This is a genomic window from Ferviditalea candida, assembly GCF_035282765.1.
GTDB classification, from domain to species: domain Bacteria; phylum Bacillota; class Bacilli; order Paenibacillales; family KCTC-25726; genus Ferviditalea; species Ferviditalea candida.
On the sequence record NZ_JAYJLD010000021.1, the window covers coordinates 1 to 24,732 of the forward strand.

Genomic DNA, 24,732 nt, shown 5'->3' on the forward strand with positions numbered 1-24,732 from the left:
AATCACTTGGTTTGGAAACTCATCTAGGCCCATTACAGTTGTCAAGATCAACTGGAAATTCGCTTTAATCAAGCGTCTAAACATACTATACGAGGAGGAACGCATATGGAAATTCATGTTGTTCAAAAGGGTGATACACTCTGGCAGCTTTCCCGCCGTTACGGAGTTAGTATAAACGATATCGCCGGAGCCAATCAACTTGCCGATCTGAACCTGCTTATCATCGGACAGTCTCTGGTCATTCCAACCCCCATGCAATATCATATCGTTCAACCGGGCGAGAGCCTGTGGGCCATTGCTAATCGGTATGGCATTTCTTTGCAGGAATTGGTTGACGCCAATCGCATCAGCAGCCCTTCGTTAATTTATCCGGGACAGAGGCTGGTGATTCCCCGCAAAAGAAAACCGACCATAGAAGCCAATGCATATATCGAAATAACAGGACCGGCGGGGGCGCAAATCGTTAATCAGGTGGGTGAATATCTAACGTACTTAAGTCCTTTCAGCTATCGGGCCAAAGCTGACGGCACCATGGTCCCATTCAATGATACGGAACTTTTGCAAGCAACTCGAAGCAATAGAGATGCCCCTTTAATGACGATCACGAACTTTGGGGAAGGAGGATTTAATTCTGAACTTGCTCATGCCATCCTTGCAGATACGCAAATCCAAAATCAACTAATCGGCAACCTATTAAATGTGATGAAATCCAAAGGATATTTCGGCCTAAATATCGACTTTGAATATGTCTTGCCGGGTGATCGGAATTTATACAATCAATTTATCGAACGGGTCGCAGGCCGGCTCCATCAGGAAGGATACAGCGTATCCAGCGCTTTGGCCCCCAAATTAAGCGATGAGCAAAAGGGATTGCTCTATGAAGCGCATGATTACGCATTCCATGGGCGGGTTTTGGATTTCGTCGTTTTGATGACCTATGAATGGGGATGGTCCGGGGGACCGCCGATGGCCGTAGCTCCGATCAACCAAGTTCGCAAAGTGCTGGATTTCGCTGTAACCCAGATCCCCCGCAATAAAATTATGATGGGAATGCCGCTTTACGGATATGATTGGACACTGCCTTATGTAGCGGGCGGGAAATGGGCTCCGACCATCAGTCCGCAGGAAGCTCTTCGCCGAGCCATGATCCACCGGGTGAGCATCCAATATGATCCGGTTGCGCAGTCGCCCTTTTTCTACTATGTCGACGCCCAAGGACAAAATCATGTGGTTTGGTTTGAGGATGCGCGAAGCGTGCAGGTGAAATTTGATACGGTGAAACAGTACAATTTAAGAGGAGTAAGCTATTGGGTGCTGGGAAATCCGTTCCCGCAAAATTGGCTTCTTCTCGCGGACAACTTTCAAATTAAAAAGTATGTCGGGTAATCTTCGTTATCCCGAGGCATATGCCACTCAGGCACACTTGACCGAAAAATTCCGTGTGCCTTTTCAAGCTTCCGGACTCATGCCAGGGTTATTCGGTTTGTTCATTGTACCACCTTGAAGCGGGATTTAATTGCATCCGATACGGATAAGCTAGGTCCAGGCTGGCAAGGCAATCAAGATGGTCAAACTGTTCGTTAACTTCACGTTAAATTGAACTTATATTCCGTTCTCACGATTCGCAGCACATCCCCGGACTTGAGCGGATATTCTTTATAAGGCACCAGCTTCTTGCCGTTGAGGTAGCTGCCGTTGACAGAACCCAAATCTTTGACGAAATATTGTACTCCATTGCGGATAATTTCACAGTGAACCCGTGAAACTCCGGGCGTGTCATCAACGTACCCGGCCTGTTCGTTTCTGCCGATCGTCAGACATTCCCCCGTCAATTCCATGTTTTCCGTACGGTCTCCCTTGCGGATCTCCAGCTTCCCACAGAATAATCCCGACGGCCGCTGAGAACCCAACAAAACGGTCGCATCCGGTATTGCAAGCAGTGTGGTCGGGTTTGCGGCAGGAATTGCGTGTTTGCTGATATTGCCATCTATTTTAGGCATGACAACAACGGGGGATTTAGGCATAACCTTCACTACGGATGCTTCTGCCGGAACCGATCGGCGAATGTGAATCGAGAGCGGAATCTTGTATTTTTTGCTGAACAAGTAAAGCAGGTTCAGCCATAAACCCGATCCGCCGAATGCGATATATATCAAGCTCTCTTCGGGATGGAACGCATATACGCCCCATATCAAGCCCAATCCTGCAGCAAACAAAACGTAAAGGGGGATCGTCCGGAATGCTCCCCGGTAATCAGCAGAGGCATGAACCTCCTGCAGCGGGGCGGACTCCGGTCTTACCGCCTCCACTGGCATTATGACCGGAGATTCGCACCCCGAACGATTCTCTTCCTCCAACAGCTTTCTAATGTCCCTCTTTAAATCGTTAATGCTGAATTTCTCATCCTTCATCGTTCCCATTAAGGTCTGGATTCCGCTACCGTGAAGCTGCTCCACGGCACTCATCATGCCACCCGCAAGCTGACGAATGTTTCCCTGGATGCGTGAGTCGGCTTGAAATCCGGCCAAAGGAACGTAAGTCAACCAAACCCGGCTCAATTGCGAATCGAGGAAAATGAAGTCTTCGTGCAAAATGAAATTTTCCGGATTCAACAAATATTCGGCGCATTCTTCCAGTGCGCTCAGAATTTCTGCAAGCAGACGATAGTATTGATTCAGTGTCAGCTTAGTTCCTCTGAGCACCTGAGAAAGCATCCGCTTGCCGGAAATCTTGTAGTTGAAACGGACGGCCAAATCAAACTCCTCCATATCCATAGTAAGCAAACGGGGAATTTGGTTGTAACGGATCATCGGTATCTGATGCGGTATGAGATCCTTCTCGGTGATCGGATCGTTTCCAGAAATCACAAGAAACGTATCCTTTTCATGAACGAAATCATAGCATAATGACTCATTGTGAAATTTCATAGGTTTCACCCGATTTGAAAGTTTTCAGTCAGGAATACGGTTACAAAAGCCGGAAGTACGGCAATCATGAAAGGAATGGTGGTCAATCCCTTTGAGTCCGTCTGCAGCACCGGCTGCAATGTTCGCAAAACAACAGCGCACAGCATCGTCCGCAGCCATCCCGCCATTCTTTGAAACATTTGTTTTCGCAGCAGCAGCATGACCATCCCGATTATTCCTGCATAGATCACGGAATACATTAAGCAATACAAAGTAAATCCGGCTCCGGCAACCGCTCCGACAGCCGCAAACAGCTTCACATCCCCCGCTCCGACCGCATGCATGAGATAAAAGACTCCTACCGTCATCAAACCGGCTGCTAAACCGGACAAGGCAAAAAGCAATCCCTCCCGATGATTGACCGCCAAGTTGAATACCAAGCCGAAGCCTGCGGTTGTTCCAGTCAGCCAGTTCGGTATCGTTCTCCAACGAAAATCGGTAAATGATGCGGCAAGAATCAGCAAGCTCAATAACGCCATCTGCCAGCTTGTCAACATTCCGTTCATGCGCCTGTCCAAACCCTTTCATAAAAATGTTTTCTGATATGCAGCACCTTACGGTAAAACGGAATGGTCAGCGGCCATTCAACTTCAACTTCGATCCCGAACATCCGATCGCCCTTGTGGGAGAAGTCCGGAAGTACGACGTTTACCAGTTTCAATTGTTCTCGTTTTATCAATGTGTTTCGATAGTTGGCGTCCATATAATGCCAGACGATCGGTTCAAGCACCGGGCGGACGATCATCAGCCATTCCGATGAGGACTGGCGAGGGTTTTCCCCTTTGAACAGAACTTGAAATTGAAAAACCTTCGCTGCAGATTCCGGCAAAAGACTTGCAAGTGCCGGTATCCTTTGGTCGCTGTCTGGACCGGCACTCTGCATTTCTCGCTCACTCCATTGAAACGGATAGGCGTGTGAGGAAACCTGCCTGACCGTTTCCCTTACCGCTTTATGCAGCGCAATATCCGCCAAAGCGGCTTGAATGAAGGAGATCAGCAGAATAACGAACACAAGAAACAAAGGCATGACCAGCGCGGCTTCCAGCACGATGCTTCCCGCAGCGGAATTCCTGAAGCTGTTCGAACCCGAAACCGCAGACGAATCAATAGGATCCTGCGATCGTTTGATTAAATTCATAACGGTTTCCACCCCGGCTTCCGTCCAATGCCCCGATCATTTTCACCATGCTCATCACTTGCGGAATAAACCATAAAGAAACATCGCTTCTCACGGCCACCCGAATATATGTCGCTTTGTCCGCCAAATCGATTCCCGTATTCAAATGGATCAAGGCCTGGATTCTAGACAGCTTGTTTTTTTCTTTGCTGTGCATCAGCAAAAATAAACGAATGTAGTCCTTGTAATCCAACTCCGTGGCCTTCCAGTTATTCATGAACGGCACAGACTCGCCTTCGAGCAGCACTTTCATATCCCCCGAAGCCTTGGAGGAGCCGTCCGCCAAGGCTGTTAAAAAAACAAGCAGCGGGGAACCTTCAGCGACCTTTTTCGGATCGCTCAATGCTTCTGCCGTTCGAACCGCCAGCCGAAGCAAATAGATTTCGGCATAAGCCGCGCCTTGGTTCGCTTCACAGGAAGGCAACCCATAGAGCACATATTCGTTTTCCTGGTCCTGCAGCGAATGAATAGCCGGATCGGTTCTGACGCTGTTCACTCCCGCATTCTGATGAGACGAGAACGTCCGGTAGTTGAAATATTCCAGGGCGTATTCATTGACGAAAACTTCGTCCCTGACTTGTTCCATAACATCCATCAACCCGCTTAGAGCTTGAAAAGCGCTGCTGCCGTATGCTTCCGGGGAAAGCTGAAGCGCCGAAGAAGGGTCCGGTTCCGGTAATGCCCAAGCTGTGGAATAATCCCGGTCCATGTAGTAACGGTATAATCCCGAATCACCCGTTAATTGCTGATAGACACTTCGGTCATTTTTCCCGCAAGCCGTAATCATGCTTTGAGCTTTGGCTTTTTCCATCTGCTCGCCCGCTTTCTTTGACTGTTCTTCCTGCTGCTTCTTGAGTTCGGCAAGCCGCTTTCTGCGCAAATTCATTGCTTGATCACTGTCTGCCTGCCATTGCCCGGCTTGAATCCTGAAGGCTTCGTTCGATTGACGCAAATCTGATAGCTGCAGCGGATCCCCGGTAAGCATTTGCGCAAATCTTCCGAATGAGGACAAAACGGCGGCCGTACCGCTTTTTTCTTTCTCAAAATATGAAATGCCGAGAACTTCGACATGCTGAAACACTTCAAATGCATTTTGCGGACCGGTTGAACTCTTTGTTTGCTGCTTTAAATTGGAAATTTCCTGCGAGATGTCTGCATCGACCGAATAAGCTTGATCCAGTTTTCCATTCAATTCAGAGTTCCAGTTTGTCAGCTGCTGCAATTCTGTTCCCGAAGCGCGTCTTACCTCCACGACAAGCCTGTCATAGTCGTCATACTTCCGCAGCAGCGTGCTGATGTGAATCAGCTGTGCCTGAAGCGCTGCGGCTTGTTCCGGTGTGCCGGGTATGATGCCTGCAAGCTGCCTAAGCTCTCCGGATAACCGCTCTTTCGTGGTTCCTCTCAGTTCTTCAGTGATTCCGGCCAGCAAATTCAATTGATTTCGATAACGCCCGGATGCGTCATGCAAGTAATCCATCATTTTAGAGCTTTTCTTCCAAGCTTGCTCCAATAGGTTCTCCCGCTTCCCGATCAATTTTTCCAACCGCTCGTTAAGCTGGGCAAATTCGTTTGCCGCATGGGCCGCATCCTTGGAGTCGCGCAGCTTGTTCACCACCCTGCTCACGTAATCGATCGGGGTCCGGTACTTCATTTGCTCCAGAATCTGGCGTTTGAATACGATTTGATCGGCAAGCGAATAAATACGATCGACTCTCAAAGAGGACGCCTGCATGCGGGTATCGGCCATTCGCCAAGAGTGTTCGCCGTTGAGACCCGTCGACAGATTAAGAGCCGCGATTTCGCCGACCAGTTGTTTTTCCCGTTCCGGGGATAAGCCCGAGGCAAACAAACCGTAACTTTTCAATTGTTGATCGTAGGCCGACAGCGCGGAGCGGACGCCCGATTTCAAAGCATCCTCCGATTCATGCTCGGCCAGCTTGATCCTGGCAAAATCGATCAATACCGAAGTGAAGGCAAATACCGCGGCTATGATGATGATCAAATATACTGTTACCGTACCCTTAGAAGATGCTGCAAAATTTTTCAAACTCCCGCCTCCGTCCCGCCGGTCTGTCCCGCCTGCCGCACAACCGAAAGCGAGCTTGCATTAACTTTCCGAATACGAAATACGAAAAAACCGTTAAAGCGTCGGTATTTTCCGTATTCGGGAACAGCAGAAGTAACCCGCTTTCAGTTTAACTCATGAATGACGACAATGATTCCGTTCTGCTCCAGTTGTTTTCTCAGCTTTTCCGAAGGACCGATCGAGCCGTCGCTTTTCCTTTTGAAGAAATGCCATACAACCCCGTTCAGTTTTGAATTTCTCAGCAATTCGGCATCTTTTTGCAGCTGATCTCTCAAATCTTTCGTACTGTCCTTGTATCCGATGTAGGCCTGATGAGCGATCATATTGGCATCCAGCGCGTCAATCAGTCTCCATGTGCCGACTTCATCCGTTGTACGGGTCGATTGTCTGCCGTAAACCAGTTTCTGCAGGTATGCTTTGGCTTGCGCGTGGGATTCGAATGCCAGCGATGCTTCGGAAGCAGCAGTTCCCTGTAAATCACCGAACTTGCCGTAGGCTTCACGGATATTTTCGATACCGGCTTCATCCAGGAACTTCCGGGCGTTCTCTCTCAACAGATCGGCGATGCGAATGAATTCCGCCGGCTCGGTCACCGATGCGGCAGACTCCGCAGAGATCTCCTTCCAGCCTATCAGCCACTGCAATACGGATGGAACATGGAAGGGGCTCGACAAACGGACCGTCACATGCCGCTCCACCAAACTGTTGTCATATTCCGCCTCTCCGGAAATTCCGGACGGGATGAGCCTCTTCGTATGAAGGAGCTTTTTTCGGATCAAATTGCCGTCCTGCCTTTCAGCATCCGATCCCGAATCGAGCTGAACCGAATGTATTCGATTTCCGGCAAACAGCCGCAGCCAATCCCATGCTCCGTCCTGCAGCCAATGCCAATATAATCCGTCCTGCTGTCCAGGGTAAAAATCGCCGGTAACCGGATTTTTATAGCTGTTGTCCCATGTATAGGCTGTTCTTTCCGCCGCTGATGAAGCCGCTGAGTAGAGGGAAACATGCTGATACACATAGATTCCAAAAAAAATGATTCCTGCAGTAATCAGAAAAATTACGGGAAAAACAAGCGAGCTTTCGATCGTCAAGCTGCCGGATTGTGAACAAATAAATGGTTTGCATGTCTTCGGGAAATTCAACAATTCATGGATTCGACGACGGAATGACGTTAAGCGGATCATTATTGCTCGTTTCCTGCATTTTACTGTTGGCGCCGTCAAACAATTTCTGCACCCAGTGCATGATCCATTTGCGGAAAGCAATGGCGATGATCACAATCACGGCAATAATCAAAATAATTTCCAACGTGCTGATTCCCTCTTCGTTTCTGTAAAGCTGGCGAAGCCTGTTCCATACGTATTGCATGCTGTCACGACCTTTCTTATGGGCTCATGATCATCACAGCCGGTGAAACAATAACGACCATGACGACTATAAAAATAATAATCATCGGAAAAACCAGCTTGGATGAGGCTTCCTCCCCCGCAATTCTGGCCGCTGCCTTGCGTTTTTCCCACAGGTCCCGGGAAAGCTCCCTCAACGCTGCGACCAGTTCATCACCTCCCCTCCGATAATTCATCAGAATCGTTGTCGTAAAAATCGATACTTCCTGAGCGGAGCATCTTTTGCTGAAATCCTCCATGGCCCGGTGGAAAGAAATCCGATTCGCGAGCTCCTGACGGGTTTGCGCCAGCTCTTGATACAACCTGGTGGTTGTGCGGCCCGCCCTGCGTTCCGCACAGCGTGCGATGGCTCCCTGCACAGTTTCCCCCGCATTCACCAGAAGCGTCAGTTTGTCCAGCAGCTCCGGCAGGTCGAGAACTATGGATCGTTTGATCTCGATCCACTTATGCTCCAAATCTCTGTATTTCCCATACGGTATTATCACGGACAGCAGCAGTCCCATACCTGCATAAGTAAGGCTGCTGCCGTCGACAACCGCCAACAGCAGCGTAAGATCATGCACAAGAAAAGACAGCAGCATGGTCTCAGCCATCATCCACTTCGCAATACCGTCCGCCTCGTCAAGGGAACAACGGTGAATCACCATGATCTTTCTCCTGAGCGCCGAAAACCATGACGGAAATCGCGTGGGTAAATCAATTCCTTCAAGAAGCCAATAAAATGCGGCGGACCACTCTTGACGTCGAGCGCCGTAGGGGAAATCCGAAAGCTTGCGGTTGAATGTCCGCCTTGTCTTCAAATAGAACAACAAATACAACAAATTTTCCAAAATCAACAATATCGTGATAAATAGGCTCATGAATTTCATACCCTGATGTTCATGATCCGTCTGTTCAGCCAATAAGCTGCGGCCAGCAGCAGCAGGCATCCCGTCATGATCGCCGGCCCGATTCCCTGATACAGCGGAGCCATATAGTCCGGGGAACTGAAACTGACAAAAGCGATGATGCCCACGGGAAGGAAGCTGAGCGCCTTGGATTCGAACCGTTTCTGGGCAATCATTACGGAAATTTCCTGCTCGACTTCCATCTTCTCCCCAATGATGTTTGAAGTTCGGCGCATCACCTCAATCAAGTCTCCTCCCGTTCTTTTACAAGTTTGAAACACATCGGAAAAGTTCTCGATATCCTCTATCCCCGCCCTCCGGCTGAGATCCTCAACCGCCTTTTCAACCGAAATGCCGTTCTCCACCTTATGATTGATGATCTCCAGCTCTGAAATCATGTCGATTTTTGCCTCGGCATACAGTTGCTTTAAATCTTTTACTGTCTCGCGAAATGCGTTTTCCACCGAATGTCCCGCTCCAAGCGCAGAAGAAAGTGAATACAGCGCCAGCTTGAACTGCCGGCTTAAATTTTTCTGCTGCTTTTCGATCAGCTTGCGTTTTCGAATTTCCGGATATCGGAGGCTGAGAACCGCCAGGGCGGCGGATACCCACGGATGCTGATAAAAAATATATCCGATTGAATACAAGGCTGCTCCGGCGGCAGCAATTGAGCTCAGCTTGTCCCCGAAGGACATCGTGAAGCGGGAATAGTCCTTATAGTTGAAACGGATATGATAGGAGCCAGCGCTCCTTTGAACGGTACGACGGCTGCGGAGAGCAATTTTCCATATTCCCCGCTCTGTCAAATGCATAAACGCCCATACTGAAATTCCGGTTAAAAGCGCAACGAATGCTATCACCAATGGACCAATCCCCCCTGCAATGACTCAACTCACGCTGAACGGCACCGGCACGAAAGTCACATCTTCATGCCGGCCAACTCCAGTTTAGACGCATGATACAGCCGGTTTCCCGTTGCTTCCAAGCGTCCGTTCACCCTTCCTTCCGCCGTATCTCCTTCGTCCTTGAACAGATAGAGCGGGTTGAGGATAATCTCTCCCTCCTTCACGCAGGAAATTTCACTGATTTCAATTATTTTCCTTGAGCGATCCCTCATTCTCGACAAATGAATCATAATATCGATCGCGGAACCGACCTGCTTGCGTATGACCTGCAGGGGGAGCTCCGCGCCGCTCAGCACCATCGTTTCTAAACGGCTCAGCATGTCGTGAACGGAATTGGCATGACCCGTCGATAATGATCCGTCATGCCCTGTATTCATCGCTTGCAGCATGTCCAAAGCCTCCGCCCCCCTTACTTCCCCCACAATGATGCGGTTTGGCCTCATTCTGAGCGAGGTCCTGATCAATTCGCGCATGGGGATGCACCCCTTGCCCTCTGTGTTCGCATTTCGCGTTTCCAGACTGACCAAATTGGCAATCGAATCGATTCGCAGCTCCGCCGAATCTTCGATCGTGATAATTCGCTCATCCTCTGGTATGAAACGCGTCAAGGCGTTGAGAAGCGTCGTCTTGCCTGAGCCTGTGCCCCCGCTGATGAATATGTTGAATTTCGCGGCCACCAGCTTCTCCAGCAAGCGGCTTGCCTCTTCAGTCAACGTTCCCTGTTCCACCAATTGCTCCATGGTCATCGGATTGGCGGGAAACTTACGGATGGTCATCGTTGGCCCCTTTAATGCAATGGGAGGAAGCACTACATTGACTCTGGAACCGTCTTGCAGTCTCGCGTCGACAATCGGCGAGGATTCATTGACGATGCGGTTCACTTGACCGACAATGGTTTGAATGATATCCTCCAGCTTCTCTCGGTTTTCAAACGCGGCCGGGTAACGGGAGATTTGCCCGGCTTGCTCGAAAAAAATTTCTTCATGGCTGTTGACCATGATTTCGGTAACCTCATGATTCTCAATCAGCGGCTGCAGGATATCCAATCCTCTGAAGGAATGAAAAATCCGGAATACGGCCGCTTGTTTTTCGGCGACCGGAATGTATTCCGCTGCCGATTGCTCAAATACCGTTCGTTCAATTGTCTCCAGCAACTCCTCATTCGTAGTCGATCCCGACAAGTCGAGCCGCTGCAATACCTGCTCGCGCAGCCAAATCAATTTCTGCTCCATCTCACCCGTTCCCTTCGACGCCCGTCAGCTTTACCAGTTCTTGAACCGCAATATTGAATTCGTCTGCTGAAAATAATTGGCTGTTTTGGCTGATTCCCTTCCACTGCGGGCAATAAGGCAGAAAGCCGTGCAGGGTAATCGAATGAGCGTTGAAATCATTATGCAGTGAGCCGGTATATTTATTTAAAACGAAGCGAATGTTCGCAATTGCGGATGCCCTTTGCTCGCCGAGAATTCGCTCATAATGCTTCAGCATGACCCGACTTTTCTGGATGCTTTGAATGTCGTCCATCAACAACCAAATGACCGTGCCGCTCAGACGAAATATCGGGCCCATCCTGTGATGTCCGGAAGTATCGGAATCAATGATGATGGCATCATACCTGCCCGTATCCTCCAAAATTCCGATCAGCTCGGCCGCATCCTCCGAAGAGATCGCCTGCCAATCCTCCAACCGGTTGGACGGTTGAAAACAATCAAATCTATGCAAAGGCTCATGCCGGATGAATCTGTCCAGCTTGCCGGAAAAGCGCTCCTTGTCGGTCTTGAAGTAATAGACGATCTGTTCAAAATCATAGCTGTTCCCGCAATCGATCAAAGCGGAAGTTGCCTGCACTCCTTCCGTATTCAAATAAAACACCTTGAAATCACGTGCTGCGAGCTCCTTCGCCAAGTTCAGCGACACCGCCGTGTTCCCCGCTCCTCCTGCAGCCGAATAAACCGTAATGATGTTCGTCTTCCGGTTGCCCGGGAGCCTACCATTATGCAGAGCATGGATTTCCCGATACGCCGATACCGCCTTATTCAATAATTGAAAAACCGGCTGATATTTGCTGATGCTTAAAATATCATTGTGCATCTCTTCTTCCGGCGGTTCTTCCACAAGCCGGAAGAAGCGGCATTTCTGATCGGCCAGTTCCCGTTCCGGCATCAAATCCGGATGAATCAAAAGAATATCGGGACGTCCTCCGTTTGTCAGGAAAAACGCGAGCGTCTCCTTGCTCGAAAAGCATTTGATTTCCAGTTTGAACGGAAACTCCCCAGAGCCCGCGATCCTGGAAAGCATTCCGAGATAACCAACATCCTTATCGGCAATAACCATTGAGAGCATTTCCGGTCCCCCTTCCAGTTTGTTCAATCAACAGCAAGCCGGATCAACCCGCTGATCAGCAAAACGATGGAAACCGCCGAAGAAACGGCAATAAACCTGATTTCCGCACGGCTTAAATTCATGACAATCGTCACCGCCTCCCAAAAAAAGCACCGCGAATCGAAAAACGATCGATTCGCGGTGCTTCCGCATGAAATAAAAACAAATTTTTTCTATTAAGTATATATTATATAAATATTTTATAGTTTTGCAAGTTATTTTTGTAATTTAAAGAATATTTTTCTATATTTTTCAGCGCGGCCCCTTCTATATTGAAATAAATCCGCTGGCGCAGCATCTTCAATTAACGGTGAAAGCGCAACAGACAGCTTACGCATTACATCGGGACGATCCTGCACCAGTCGGCCCTTCCAAACGGCTTCCATAATATCGGCAAACGGAATATCGGGCAAAAAGCATGCCGGAGCAAACGGCAGGGAAGAAATCCACTCCCTTCTCATCCGAATGGGCAGATCCCGATTGGCGACAATGTAAACATTTTTTCCTGAATTCCTGTATCCGTTTATCTTGCCAAGCATCTGCAAGGATTGACTGCCGTTCATTTTGGCCGGAAACGGATCGACGACAAATACGAGCGCATCCGCAAGCTGAAATAACGCCTCGGCCTCCGGAATATTCCAGTGATGCGAAACGTCGACCAGAGTAGCTGGAGCTTTGACGGCATGCAGCATTTTCAGCACATCCGTTTCCCTCCATGCCCCTTTCTTTCCATCCGGGTGAACAGGATACCATTCCGTGAAATCGTCAATCCAAGGAACATGAAGCTCCGGAGGGCAGCCCGAGCAAATTTGATCGAGCAAAAACCGATAATCCCTTGGAGCATTCCGCTCGCCGAACAGCAGCTGATACAGCTCTGGCTCGTTGTACGGCCATTCGACGACCGCATTCGGGATGCTGCTCAGGCTTAAGGCCTTGGCCATTGATAACACGGCAAATGTCGATCCAGCACCCGGATACAAGCTGCAAAATGCAATCATCCTGCGGGAATGGCCGGCACTCCATCCCGAAATCCGTGAATTTGCAGTTCGCCGGTAATGATCGCTGTCAAGTACCCCCTGCAATTCCTGTCTCACCTCCAACGCGTTTTGGAAGCGTTCCGCCGGATCATGCTTCAAAAGACGCCCGACCACGTTCATCAGCCGATCCGGCAGCTTGATGCCCGTCTCTTCCAGCGGCTTTTCCGTCATGTAAAAATAATTTCCGCCGGACAACAGAAAATACATAAGCGCCCCCAGTGAATAGAGATCGGTTCGGGGATCCGTCTGCAAAAGCTCGAACTGTTCCGGCGCCGCGAATCCGATCGTGCCGATCTGCAGGGTATCCGCCTGCTGGTGCCTCTTTAAATTGCGGGCAATGCCGAAATCGATCAGGCGAACATTCCCCTGTTCATCCAGCATGACGTTGGAGGGCTTCAAATCGCGGTAAATAATCGGCGACGGGGAAATATGATGGAGATAGTGGAAAACATCGCACAGCTGCAACGCAATGCCGACAACCTCCGGAACAGGCATGCTCTGTTTATGCTCCGTAAACTTTTGCATAAGCGTGCTGCCCCTGATGTAATCCATCACCAGATAGGCGTACCCCTGAAAATTCGGCGAATAATAATCGATGATATTGGGCAGATAAGGATGATTGAGCCGGATCAGCAGCTCCGCTTCAGCAATAAATTGTTCAGAGTTCGCCGGTAAATGAAACGATTCCTTGACCGCCCATTTCTTGCCGGCGAGCTTCAGATCCTCCGCAAGGTAAACGTTTCCCATTCCGCCTTGACCCAACAAGGACACGATCCGGTACCGGTCGCCCAATATATCCCCGTTCTGCAAATTCGGGACCATGAATTGACCCGCAGCCTCCTTCATTCTAAATTAGGCAAACAAAAAGCCCTTCACCGGAGTGAAAGGCAGGTATGCTTTACCATGCATCGAATTTATAGATTTTCGACATGATTATATCAAATCTTCTTTATTTGAACAAGCGAATCAGATAAAAAATAAGGGACAACACGATGCTGACGATGATGCTCGTCATGAGCGGAAAATAAAAACGGAAATTTTCCTTCTCGATTACGATATCTCCCGGGAGCCGCCCCAAATGCAGGAAGCGTCCCCCAAGCTGCCATAACAATCCGATGACAATGAGGATAATTCCTCCGATAACCAGCATTTTTGCAATGGGATTCATGGATTGAAGCCTCCTCGGCATAAAATAGCCTCTCGGCATTCGCCGAGGCAGGTGGGACAAGGTTTTACTTGTTCCATCCAAACTGCTTTCCTCCTACTTTCGTAGGAGGATTTTCGGTCGTACCTTCTGCACGAAAACCAGTGATGATCCAAGGCTGTTCCCGAAGACTCCACGCGACTGGCGAAAAGTCGAAGCTGATTTACAAGCGCCGCACCTCCGTCGAGCGGTCCAACAAACGGGAGAAGCTCGATTACAAGTTGGAATCCGGCAGGCACCGCTCTACCATGATGTGGTACATGCGTATCTATGGCATTATGATCTGTCAGCACATTGATGCGTGGCACGTTAGTCAAAAGGAGCAGTGGGATCTACTTCGGTCAACGATTTGCCCTGCTGCCGCCTAATTTTTTAAAAAACTCCTCTTTTTCATCGGGGTAGTCTGCCTATTTTTGAAAATGGGTTTCATTTTCCACTTTTTCCAGTTCAAAAACATCAGTTTCTAGCTAACGCCCCCTTCAGCAGCACTCGAATTCCGAGAGGCTATTAAAGTGTTTGAAGCGCTCACTGCCCATACCCCGGGCTGCGGCAGGCTTTTCAGCAGTGTCACTCAAGTCGCTCTGCTCACGATTTCCTCGGCGATAACTGCGCCGTGCAGCTTGCCGTTCTCGATGAAAATCGAATTCGCGTCCTTGCCCGCCGCAATCACCCCGGCAATGAACAAATTGTGCAAATTCGTCTCATAGGTGGCTTCGTCGAAAACCGGCGCTCCGGTGTCCTCGCGCACCCCGACTCCGATCTGTTTCAGCATTCTATGGTCAGGCCGGTATCCGATCAACGTAAAAACATAATCATTTTCCAGTTCCTGACGCTCCCCTTTCGTATTGATGAGGATCGAGTCCTCGCGGATTTCTTCGATAACCGTCTGCGCGTGCATCTTGATCCGTCCCTTGTTGACCAGGCTTTCAAACAAAGGGAGCACCCAGGGCTTGATTTTCGGCGAGTACCCGTTTCCGCGATAGATGACGGTTACGTCGGCACCCGCTTTTTCCAGGTCCATCGCGGCATCCACCGCAGAGTTGTTTCCTCCGACAACGGCCACCTTCGTGCCGCTGTACGGGTGGGCGTCCTTGTACTGCCCGATCACCTTCGGCAGCTCTGCCCCCGCAGCGTCGAGCACATTCGGATTATCGAAATAACCGGTGGCGATGATGACGAATTTGGCCTGGTACCGCTTCGTCCTCCCGCTGCGGTCAGTGGTTTCCACTCTAAACAATTCCCCCTGGCGATAAACGGATTGGACGGCTTCATACGTATGAATCCGCAGCTTCTTGCGCTGTGCAACGGTTCGGTAATAGACCAGCGCCTCCTGACGGGTCGGCTTATCGCCGGTGATCACGAAAGGCACCTCTCCAATTTCCAGCAGCTCAGGCGTGCTGAAAAACTGCATAAAGGTAGGATAATTGTAAATGGAATTGACTACACAGCCTTTTTCAATGATCAGCGGATCGATATTTCTCTTTTTCAGCTCCGCGGCCGCGGACAGTCCGCATGGACCTGCCCCGACAATAATGACTTCCTCCATCCCGTTTCCTCCTATCTTGAAAATTCACTAGTAGAACGATCTTGAAATTCTGTTACTTTAGGACATCGTTCCATCCATTCCATATTTCCAGCGAAACGGAATCGGGTTTGCGTTCACTTCTTCAAGATATTGTTCGATTCGTTGTTTCAACTCTTCCTTGGATTGAATACGAATGTGACGCAGCACTTGTTTTGTCATCTTAGCAAAAAACACCTCGATTATGTTTAACCACGAACCATGTTTGGGGGTGAATGTAAACTCAAACCGGTCTGGCCTGGTTTCAAGATAGGCTTTAGTTTCCTTCGATGTATGAGCCGAATGGTTATCCAAGATGATTTGAATCCGCAATCCCGGATCATAGATGCTATCCAGTTTTTTGAGAAAGTCGACAAACTCTTTGCTGCGATGGCGGTCTTCCACCGCACCTATCACTTGACCGGTTACCAGATCAATACCCGCAAGCAAACTGAGTGTGCCGTGACGCTTATACTCAGGATCTCTGGCAATCGTGGGATGCTCGCCCGGTTCGGGCGGCAAATCTTCGGCGGTGTTCCCTATCGCTTGGATTCCCGGTTTCTCATCATACGACACGTAGACATCACATAGAGGTTTAAGCTCTTCGTTTTCCAGAATATATTCAACCTGTTGGTATACGCAGAGAACCTGGGCTTTTTGGGCATCGAAATCCGGATCACGGCGCTGCAAGTAATAGCGCACCTTGTGCGGCTGAATGTTATGGTTGTCCAATATGCGTTTCACATTGCTGGGTGACAGTTGCTTCAGGCAAGGATGACCTTCCTTTTCGGCGTTGGCTTGGATGTGTCCGGATAATTGTCGTAGCGTCCACACTTCGCTGGCGTATCCAACATCTTTGGGCTTGTTGACAGGCTAAGGATACGACCCATGCAATGGCCGCAGGAGTCATTTCTGTTGGGCGTCCGGACCGTTGTTCCTCTTCCAGAGCTTCCTTCACACCCTGCACCAGAGCTTTGTCAATGCAGCGTTAGTTTTAGGGACGGTCGCCCCGAGAGCCTTTGCGATCTTAGGAATACTCAAACCATCGGCATAGTGCAGGATCATTCGTGCACGTTCAACACGACGGAATTCTTCTGTTCTGGATTGGCTGATCCGTTGAAGAAATTGACGATCCTCCGATGACAAAACCAAGGGTTGTTTTGTGGATTTAAACAATGGAATCACACTCCATTTAAGGTTGTTAATTCCATTGTACCACAACAACAGAAATAGTGATAATATTTTTAGAACGTTGTACTAGAAGGGCGTTTGAACACGCTCCAGGAGTCGTGCTCATTCCCTTATTCCTTCATACTCCATTTGAGTAAAATTCACGAAAATCAATCCGTCGGACAGACTCCTGGAATCCCGAAAGGACTCAACGAATAAAAGTATATCATAATTCCTGCAAAACTTTGATCCACGGTCTGTCGTTGAACCATTCGACCTGCAAGGGAACCTGGAACGTCTGCAGCAGATGCTCCCCCGTCAGCACTTCCCGTTTGGGACCGGCGGCTACGATCCGCCCCTGCTCGATCAAGGCAACATGCGTAAATAATGAAATGATTTCTTCAATATGATGGGTCACGTAGACGATTTGCAGGTTTTGATTTTGCAGCCTTTGCAAGCTTTCCAGCAGCTTTTCCCGCTCAAACAAGTCCAGACCGGAGCAAGGCTCATCCATGATCAGCACTCGCGGATCCGCCATCAACGAGCGGGCCAGCATGACCTTTTTGCGTTCTCCCTGAGAAAGCGTACCGAGCGGCTGGTTTTGCAAATGGGCGATTTGCAGCCGTTCAAGCATCGCTTCCGCCTTTTCCTTCAGTTCCTGCGACACCTGTTCATACATGCGCAAATAGGCGTATTCGCCGGTTGCCACCACTTCCCATACGGGATCTCTGGGCGTCAGCTTTTCAAACAGCGATTGGCTGGTGATCCCCAGCTGTTTGCGCACCTCCCGGACATCGCATTGTCCGTACCGGTTTCCCAGCACTTCGATCGTTCCCCGCGTAGGAAACAGATAGCCGCACATCATTTCCAAAAGGGTGGTCTTGCCGGAACCGTTCTTCCCCAGAATGACCCAATGCTCATACGGGTTCATAGTCAGGCTGACCTGTTGAAGAATATTTCTTCCTTCCCTGATGAAATCAATTTGCTGAAGCTGTATCACTGCTGCTCACTCCTGTCCCGATAATCATAAGATGGCTAGGAGTCTGTCCGAGAATCGTTATTCCGAATAAGGGATATTTGAATAAAAATTCACGAAAATCAACCCATCGGACAGACTCCTCGCTTATTATCCTGCGGACTGCCCGATTTGCTCCAACACCTCGTCAGGCACAGGAAAATTGTACACCTTCACATCATTCGGCTTGTTGGTGTACAAATGCTGAAACATGTACTTTCTTCCCGTTTCGCTTGAAGTGTGAAGATAAATTTCGCTGGCATACAAATGATGTTCGACCATATATCGCACCACGTCCATCCCGGTTGGCTGGCCGATTCCGAGATCGTGATCGAGAGACAATACATTGATCTTGCATTCTTTCAACAGTTCGACGCATTCCTCATAGGTTCTCGCATGAACGAACCCCTTCGGACAGCGGCGCATGTCATCCAGATAAACGTTAATCATTATTTCACCACCTTAATTCAGAAGCTCCCGTATATGCTTCATCTCATTTTCATATGTATATGACGGAGTGACCGGTGTTTCCAGAATGACCGGAACGCCTTGCAGAAAAGGGGATCGCAAAAATATCCGAAAAGCTTCATCGCCGATATGGCCCCTCCCGATATTCGCATGCCTGTCGCGAAACGAACCGGCTGGAAATGCCGAATCATTCAGATGCACCGTTTTCACATGACTGAAAAACCCAGTTTGTCCGCCCCTTTGCAGCAGTTCCTCCCAGTTTCCGCCATTCCACACGCCGCTTGCAAACAAATGACAGGTATCCAAGCAAAAACGGATCCGCTCCGGATCGGCGGACAGGTTCCGAATTTGTACCAATTCCTCCATTTCCGTGCCCATCCGCAGACCGCTTCCCGCTTGATTTTCGATAAGTAAAAGCGCTTGGCCGTTCCACCGGTTCAAGATGTCATTTACCAATTGTAATATATTTTTATAACCTTGTAACGGGTCAGTTCCTTTAAATTTTCCGAAATGCACCACCAGCCCGATCGACCCGCAGGCTTCGGCAACATCCAATTCGTTCAACAGGGAAAGCGCTGTGGCCGACTTCAGACCGGAATCCGCTACAGCCAGATTCGTCAAATAGGAGGAATGCGCTACCGAGAGCAGCCCATTCCGCTCGCAATAATCGGCGCAGTCTTGCGCATCTCTTCGGTCAAAATGCTTGACAGCAAGGCTTCTCGGATTTTTCGGGAAATATTGAAAGGCTTTCATTCCCATCGACAGCGCCGTTCTCGCAGCTGCCAGATATCCGTTCCGAATGCTGATATGTCCGCCAAAAAAAAGCATGAGATCCCCCTATTACTGTTGGCAATTTGTACAACAGAAGGTTTTCCTTGAAGCGATTTCCCGCTTTCCAATCGGATGCCCGCATCTCAGGCAAGGCTCATCCGCGCGGTCGTACACCGCACACCTGGAATCATAGCCTCCGGTCAACTTGTCCCCGGCATAAAGCGGAACCTCCATATAGCCCCCGGCATTCACCGCTTCCGAAAGCACCTGCTTCATCGCCGCAAACAGACGGCCGGATTCGTCCAAAGACAAGGTATGGATTTTCCGATAAGGCAAAATGCCCGCGGCAAAACAAATTTCATCGGAATAGCAGTTGCCGATCCCCGCAATGACCCGCTGATCCGTCAGAGCCGATTTCAAGACGGATCTGCTTTTGGCGTTCAATCGCGACTGAAAATGCTCCAGGTTAAATGATTCTTCCATCGGCTCGGGTCCAAGCGGACGCAGCTTTTCTGACGTTTCGAAAGCAGACAGGTAATGCAGAAATCCCAGCCTTAGTCCCAGAAAAAACAAACGGCCGGTTTCAAGATCAAGCTCAACCTGCGCCGTACGTTCGGGGGCTTCTTCCCCTTCAGTGTAATATATCCACCCGTTCAGCATCAAATGAAGCAGCAGGACATGGGAGGACTCAAGATGAAACAGCAGGTATTTGGCGCGGCGTTCGACGGCCGTTATCCTTTGATACGCAACAGCACCCGCGAACGTTTCAGCAGGCAGGTTCACCGATTTCTCCCGGGTGATTTTTGCGGACAGAACGGTTTTACCCGCGGCTAGAGGTTTCAACAGACGTCTGTAGTTTTCCATTTCCGGAAGCTCCGGCATTGACCAAACTTCCTTTCATTCGGGAAATACCCGGACTCTCTTATTGGAGTTGCCCATTACCGGCAATTTTATACCGGAAATCTTGCAGCCAGAGCCGCTTATCCGTATCAATTTGTCGGTTCAATCTCCTCATCCACGTCGAACAGCATAGGCATTTGCTTATCAACTTTCCGCATCAGACGCTCGATTCTTTTTTGGAGATTCTCTGCCAACAGCCGCTGCTTGCGGTCTCCCCGGGCAAGCGAGATGCGTTTGCGGGCCGCTTGCAATGCTTCCTCCGCATAGGCCAACGCTTGCTTCGCATTTTTCATGCGATGCTCGTAATGGATGGCGAGTTCAATGAACGGTTCGACGGAAGGAATGAACTTGCCGGCATTCCGGTTTTCTTCGATGCTGTCTTCCCAGATCCGCACAGCCTGTCGGTAATCGCCCTTTTTCTTGAAATAAGCCGCCATGGGCATGCGCAATTCCCTGATTTCGTCGCCGTTTCGTTCCGCCAGCTGCCGAAAGGCTTGCTCCGCAAGCTCCGGCAGCTCCAGCTTGTCCAACCAAGCGCCCACGCGGTACAATTCTCCGGCTTCCAGTTCGGACAGCCGAATCCTCCCCTGCACCAGGCGGGTTACATGGCTGGCCAGTACGCTCAGGGAAAGAATGTCCCGTTCGTTGTGATCAAATACTCCTTCGATCGCTTGCGGATTGCCCTCAGCCAAGTATTGAAAATACAAGGCCGGAGCCATCGAACCCGGAACGTCCTCCTCCCGCAGCACGCCTAATCGCGCCTCCTCCACCGTACCCAGCCGGCAGGAAGGCAGCGTGCTTCTCCAAATGCTTCGTGAAGTGTATAACAGGTCGATTTGATGGAGATGGCGGTCTTCAAGTTGAATCCGGTTCAAAATAAACCGGTTTTTCAGCACCGGCCAGTCAAATGTGCGTCCGTTGTAGGAAATCACTCTGGAAAACGACTGCAGCTTTTCTCTCAAATAGGCCAGCATCGCCAGCTCCTCCGCGGGATTGCGGATAAACAGCTGCTCCACTACATATGACTCGCCTTGATAATAGCCAATGCCGACCATGAAAGGAACATTGCCGGCCCCGATACCGAGCCCTGTCGTCTCGGTGTCCAGGAACAACAGCGCTTCATGTCCGGACAAACTCCCGGCCGACCGGTTCAGCACATCAAGCACGGACGCATGGCCTATCAAATCGCCCAGCGCATACAGCCCGTGCCGATAATCAAGGCTATATCTACGCTCGCGCAGGACAAACTGTCCCCATTCGTTGCGCTCCATCCGGGCGTCAAGGCCGATCCACTCGTGATCCTCGGCGCGCTCCTGTACGGTCGGCGGATTCGCGCCGGGGGAGGAGGGCTTCAGCCGATTCAGCCGATCCCTCAGCCCGCTCATCGAGCTGCCTCCAAATGCGTAAGCAGCTCGAGCGCATGGCCTTTGCCCAGCAGCCCCACCTCTTCGATCGGTCCCACGCAGGCTGGACATCCGCTCAGGCAGGAGCAGGAATTCAGAAGCCGTTTCGCTTCCTCCAGCAGAACGGCATGCAGATCATACAGCCTTTCGCTCAATCCGATCCCGCCGGGGTAACGGTCGTAAAAAAACACCGTCGGCCGCTTGTTATGCACCGCTTTGACCTTGGGGACGACGCGGATATCCAGCGGATCGCACATCAAATGCAGCGGTGCGAGATGCACCAGCACATTCGCCAGGCCCAGCAGGGCGAACTGCAGATCGTTGGCTCCCCAGCGTTCCGTCACTTCCTCATTGAACGAGAACCAATATGCGCTCGTATGCAGCTCTTCTTCCGGCAGGTGGATCGGTCCGGAGCCGATGTTTTCGTGGGTGCGCAATTTGATTTTTTTGAAAATGGTCGGCTTCGCATTCACGGTAACCTCTCCATAAAATCGGCTGTGCCCCGGGCCTGCGGCCTCCTTGTCGGCATGCAGCACCTTCAGCTGGACGGCCATGTTGGCATCGGTAAAGTAGTCGACATTCACTTCGCGGACGTACGCTTTTTTCTCCTCGTAATCCAGCTTTTCCACTTGAAACTGGACACCTTCGTGGATATAGATCGCCTCTTCGTGAATCAGGGTCGGCGCGCTGAAGCGGTCAACCTCCCCGATTACCCGGCTGCCGTTCGTCAAGTCGATGATGATGAAATTTTCCTGTGCGGCCGAACGCAGGGAAATATTGTGCGCCGGAAACGACTGGTCCATCCAGTACCAACGATTTTGCACCCTGTGCAGCACCTGTTCCTCGGTCAAAAATTCGAGGATTTCCTGCAGGCTTTCCCCGCCGAACTGCTCCCCTTCCTCAAAGGTCAGCTCATACGCCGCGCATTTGATATGGTCGATCAGGATCAGCAGGTTGTCCGGATGAATCAGGGCCCGCTCCGGTGAACGTCCCAGCAAATACTCCGGATTCTGAATGATATATTGGTCCAGCGGATTGCTGCTGGCGACAAGGAACGTTATCGAGCTTTCCTGGCGTCTCCCCGCCCGTCCGGACTGCTGCCAGACGCTGGCGATCGAACCCGGATAGCCGTTCAGGACACAAGCCTGCAGCTGGCCGATATCGATCCCGAGCTCCAGCGCGTTTGTGCTGACCACACCGCGGATCTCTCCGTTCCGCAAGCCCCGCTCGATCTCGCGCCGCAATTTCGGCAGATATCCCCCGCGGTAGCCGCGAATCGATTTCGTGCCCAACTCCTTCGTTACCAGCTCCTGCAGATAGGTCAGCAGCAGCTCCACCCGGACCCGGCTGCGGGCGAACACGATCGTCTGGATGCCCTGTTTCAGCAGCATGGCGGCAATTTTTCGCGTCTCCAGCACGCTGCTTTTGCGAATTCCCAGCTGGCGGTTCACGACCGGCGGATTATAAAAAACGAGATGCTTGTCGCCGGACGGAGCTCCATTATTATCGATCAGCGACACCTTCTCGCCGATCAACCGCTCCGCGTGCTCCTGCGGGTTGTCGATCGTCGCCGACGCGCAAATGAATTGAGGGCTCGAGCCGTAAAACCGGCAAATCCGCTTCAGCCTGCGGATCACGTTGGCCACATGGCTGCCGAATACGCCGCGATACGCATGCACCTCGTCAATGACGATGAATTTGAGATTTTCGAATAATTTGACCCATTTCGTATGATGCGGCAAAATCGCCGAATGGAGCATGTCCGGATTGGTCACGACGATATGCCCCGCATTGCGGACAGCCTGCCTCACAGTCGGCGGTGTGTCCCCGTCGTAAGTGTGCGTCTTGATGTCGGCTTCCATCATTTCCGCCAGCTCCTGCAGCTCCGCCACCTGATCCTGGGCCAGCGCTTTGGTCGGAAACAAATACAAAGCCCTTGTGCTGTCGTCGGTCATCACGGTTTGCAGGACCGGCAGATTGTAGCAAAGCGTCTTGCCCGAAGCCGTAGGGGTTACGGCAACGACGTGCCGGCCATGGGCGGCTTCTGCAAAAGCCTCAGCCTGATGCGTGTAAAGTCTGGAAATTCCTTTATGCTGAAGCGCCTCCCGGATCTTCGGATGCAGTCCTGCCGGAAAATCGGCATACTTCGCCTCCCTCCCGGGAATCGTGTGCCAATGTGTCACTTGACTCATGATTTCCGGAGTACCCTGAAGTATCTCAATGCATTCGTCGATCGAAGACACTTTTCCTGTCAGACGGTTCATCCCGTTCACTCCCCGTTTCCTTCTTTCATTATTGTAACGAATATACGTTCGCCTGGCAATGACCGTAGGCTAAAATTTCAATGTACACAAAAAACGGGGAGACCAAATAAAGGTCTCGCCGCAGTAGACTTTTGCACAATTTTTTCATTAGATTTTATACAAATATCGTGGGTTGTATGATGAGTAGCTTCCGGAGGAGATAAGGATAGATCCGGTGCTGATGATCGCGCTTGCTCAGGTTCGGGCCGGGATAAATGGCCATGAGCCCCATTTCCCGCATATAGCGACGTACGGTGTTCTCGTGAATCCCATCTCCTTCCCTGTTCATAATCGCGGCAATCTTCCGGTAGCCTAGGAACGAATGCTGCGTGCAAAGTTCATCAATCCGGTGTTTGAGGCGTCAGGGGATGCAGGAACCGGCTTGTAATACAGGCTGGAGCGATTCAGGCTCAGCAGATCGGTTTGAACGCTGATCGCGTGCTCGGGGCAATCCCATTCCAAAAGGTCGATACGTTCCTCACGAGACAGGTTAGAGGCCAGATTTTTTTTTTGAGCCACGACAATTGACTGGTCAGCTTTCCAATCTCGGCGTAGAGTTCATTGATCTGCTGTTCATAATCGTTTTTCATTCTCGTGATGCCTTTTCGATCATCGACGAACAATTGCGGGAGGTTCTGTATCGCTTCTGTTTTCCACCGGTTGAGGACATTGGTATGAATACCATGCTCGGAGGCGAGTTGTGAAACCGACTTTTCTTCCTTCAGAATTTCCAGTACGATACGTGCTTTTTCTTCGGGTGTAAACTTCCTTCTGCTGGTCGTCATACAACTAAGAAACTCCTTTTTTGCTGTCTAGTTTCTATGTAGCATTATAGTCTGTCGCAATGTGTATTCGCCCTCTTATCGAAGGAAATCTTCGTATAAGATTTCCGAATGAATTCAAGAGCAATGAATGGTTGGGGGATTTCATTAAAAAAGTAAGGGAGGCATCTACAGAACCTCTCCTTCAAATGCAAAGTCATTTGTCTGAACTCGAAGGGATTAATCAGCAAGAGGTTCCATCATGATAGAGATCCATTCTCTCATACTGAGCCTGTTAATGAAATTGAATTAATGGCATACGTTAAG

Annotated in this window: 22 protein-coding genes and 2 pseudogenes; 1 reads left to right on the forward strand and 23 read right to left on the reverse strand. The window is 50.3% G+C overall.

Annotated features, from left to right (window positions below):
- Positions 1–105 precede the first annotated feature (105 nt).
- Positions 106–1,386: a glycoside hydrolase family 18 protein gene (locus VF724_RS13615; RefSeq protein ID WP_371754806.1), complete on the forward strand. Its 1,281-nt coding sequence runs from the start codon at positions 106–108 to the stop codon at positions 1,384–1,386.
- Positions 1,387–1,586: 200 nt separating this feature from the next.
- Here the strand turns inward: VF724_RS13615 and VF724_RS13620 are convergent, their stop codons facing one another.
- From VF724_RS13620 to VF724_RS13730, 23 genes and pseudogenes are all read right to left on the reverse strand, one after another.
- On the reverse strand, positions 1,587–2,927 hold the full coding sequence (locus VF724_RS13620) for a DUF6382 and FHA domain-containing protein (RefSeq protein ID WP_371754807.1): 1,341 nt from the start codon (positions 2,925–2,927) through the stop codon (positions 1,587–1,589).
- 5 nt (positions 2,928–2,932) lie between these two features.
- Positions 2,933–3,472: an A24 family peptidase gene (locus VF724_RS13625; RefSeq protein WP_371754808.1), complete on the reverse strand. Its 540-nt coding sequence runs from the start codon at positions 3,470–3,472 to the stop codon at positions 2,933–2,935.
- Positions 3,469–4,104, reverse strand: a complete 636-nt coding sequence (locus VF724_RS13630) for a TadE family protein (RefSeq protein WP_371754809.1) — start codon at positions 4,102–4,104, stop codon at positions 3,469–3,471. Before VF724_RS13630 ends, VF724_RS13625 begins: the two co-directional genes overlap by 4 nt.
- A complete protein-coding gene (locus VF724_RS13635; RefSeq protein WP_371754810.1) occupies positions 4,070–6,190 on the reverse strand; it encodes a hypothetical protein in 2,121 nt (706 codons plus the stop codon). Before VF724_RS13635 ends, VF724_RS13630 begins: the two co-directional genes overlap by 35 nt.
- 143 nt (positions 6,191–6,333) lie before the next feature.
- Positions 6,334–7,416 carry a TadE family protein gene (locus VF724_RS13640; protein ID WP_371754811.1) on the reverse strand — a complete coding sequence of 361 codons (1,083 nt, stop codon included), beginning with the start codon at positions 7,414–7,416 and terminating at the stop codon, positions 6,334–6,336.
- Complete coding sequence (locus VF724_RS13645; RefSeq protein WP_371754812.1) at positions 7,379–7,600, reverse strand: Flp1 family type IVb pilin; 222 nt, start codon at positions 7,598–7,600, stop codon at positions 7,379–7,381. Before VF724_RS13645 ends, VF724_RS13640 begins: the two co-directional genes overlap by 38 nt.
- 16 nt (positions 7,601–7,616) lie before the next feature.
- The gene (locus tag VF724_RS13650; protein ID WP_371754813.1) at positions 7,617–8,498 is read right to left on the reverse strand and encodes a type II secretion system F family protein; all 882 of its coding nucleotides are present in this window, start codon (positions 8,496–8,498) and stop codon (positions 7,617–7,619) included.
- Positions 8,499–8,503: 5 nt separating this feature from the next.
- The gene (locus VF724_RS13655) at positions 8,504–9,385 is read right to left on the reverse strand and encodes a type II secretion system F family protein (RefSeq protein ID WP_371754864.1); all 882 of its coding nucleotides are present in this window, start codon (positions 9,383–9,385) and stop codon (positions 8,504–8,506) included.
- Positions 9,386–9,444: 59 nt separating this feature from the next.
- Positions 9,445–10,662 (reverse strand): TadA family conjugal transfer-associated ATPase, encoded by a 1,218-nt coding sequence (locus tag VF724_RS13660; protein ID WP_371754814.1) that lies wholly within the window; start codon positions 10,660–10,662, stop codon positions 9,445–9,447.
- 1 nt (position 10,663) lies between these two features.
- The gene (locus tag VF724_RS13665) at positions 10,664–11,773 is read right to left on the reverse strand and encodes a P-loop NTPase family protein (RefSeq protein ID WP_371754815.1); all 1,110 of its coding nucleotides are present in this window, start codon (positions 11,771–11,773) and stop codon (positions 10,664–10,666) included.
- A gap of 254 nt (positions 11,774–12,027) precedes the next feature.
- Complete coding sequence (locus VF724_RS13670; RefSeq protein ID WP_371754816.1) at positions 12,028–13,671, reverse strand: serine/threonine protein kinase; 1,644 nt, start codon at positions 13,669–13,671, stop codon at positions 12,028–12,030.
- Positions 13,672–13,798: 127 nt separating this feature from the next.
- On the reverse strand, positions 13,799–14,017 hold the full coding sequence (locus VF724_RS13675) for a DUF2905 domain-containing protein (protein ID WP_371754817.1): 219 nt from the start codon (positions 14,015–14,017) through the stop codon (positions 13,799–13,801).
- Between the two features lie 607 nt (positions 14,018–14,624).
- Positions 14,625–15,599 carry a YpdA family putative bacillithiol disulfide reductase gene (locus VF724_RS13680; RefSeq protein WP_371754818.1) on the reverse strand — a complete coding sequence of 325 codons (975 nt, stop codon included), beginning with the start codon at positions 15,597–15,599 and terminating at the stop codon, positions 14,625–14,627.
- A gap of 57 nt (positions 15,600–15,656) precedes the next feature.
- Positions 15,657–16,466: pseudogene (locus tag VF724_RS13685) on the reverse strand (IS630 family transposase); the annotation flags it as partial.
- Positions 16,467–16,568: 102 nt separating this feature from the next.
- Positions 16,569–16,799 (reverse strand): helix-turn-helix domain-containing protein, encoded by a 231-nt coding sequence (locus tag VF724_RS13690; RefSeq protein ID WP_371754819.1) that lies wholly within the window; start codon positions 16,797–16,799, stop codon positions 16,569–16,571.
- Positions 16,800–17,010: 211 nt separating this feature from the next.
- On the reverse strand, positions 17,011–17,784 hold the full coding sequence (locus VF724_RS13695) for an ABC transporter ATP-binding protein (RefSeq protein ID WP_371754820.1): 774 nt from the start codon (positions 17,782–17,784) through the stop codon (positions 17,011–17,013).
- A 126-nt stretch (positions 17,785–17,910) separates the two neighbouring features.
- Positions 17,911–18,249, reverse strand: a complete 339-nt coding sequence (locus VF724_RS13700; RefSeq protein ID WP_371754821.1) for a cyclic-phosphate processing receiver domain-containing protein — start codon at positions 18,247–18,249, stop codon at positions 17,911–17,913.
- 12 nt (positions 18,250–18,261) lie between these two features.
- The gene (locus tag VF724_RS13705) at positions 18,262–19,095 is read right to left on the reverse strand and encodes a deoxyribonuclease IV (protein WP_371754822.1); all 834 of its coding nucleotides are present in this window, start codon (positions 19,093–19,095) and stop codon (positions 18,262–18,264) included.
- Between the two features lie 12 nt (positions 19,096–19,107).
- Positions 19,108–19,920 (reverse strand): Fpg/Nei family DNA glycosylase, encoded by an 813-nt coding sequence (locus VF724_RS13710; protein ID WP_371754823.1) that lies wholly within the window; start codon positions 19,918–19,920, stop codon positions 19,108–19,110.
- 107 nt (positions 19,921–20,027) lie between these two features.
- Positions 20,028–21,323, reverse strand: coding sequence for a ribonuclease H-like domain-containing protein (locus VF724_RS13715; RefSeq protein WP_371754824.1), 1,296 nt, complete (start codon positions 21,321–21,323; stop codon positions 20,028–20,030).
- Positions 21,320–23,605: a DEAD/DEAH box helicase gene (locus VF724_RS13720; protein ID WP_371754825.1), complete on the reverse strand. Its 2,286-nt coding sequence runs from the start codon at positions 23,603–23,605 to the stop codon at positions 21,320–21,322. The genes VF724_RS13715 and VF724_RS13720 overlap by 4 nt, the downstream gene beginning before the upstream one ends.
- A gap of 154 nt (positions 23,606–23,759) precedes the next feature.
- Positions 23,760–23,993, reverse strand: a pseudogene (locus tag VF724_RS13725) (IS3 family transposase); the annotation flags it as partial.
- 61 nt (positions 23,994–24,054) lie between these two features.
- Complete coding sequence (locus tag VF724_RS13730) at positions 24,055–24,429, reverse strand: transposase (RefSeq protein ID WP_371754826.1); 375 nt, start codon at positions 24,427–24,429, stop codon at positions 24,055–24,057.
- Positions 24,430–24,732: the final 303 nt, after the last annotated feature.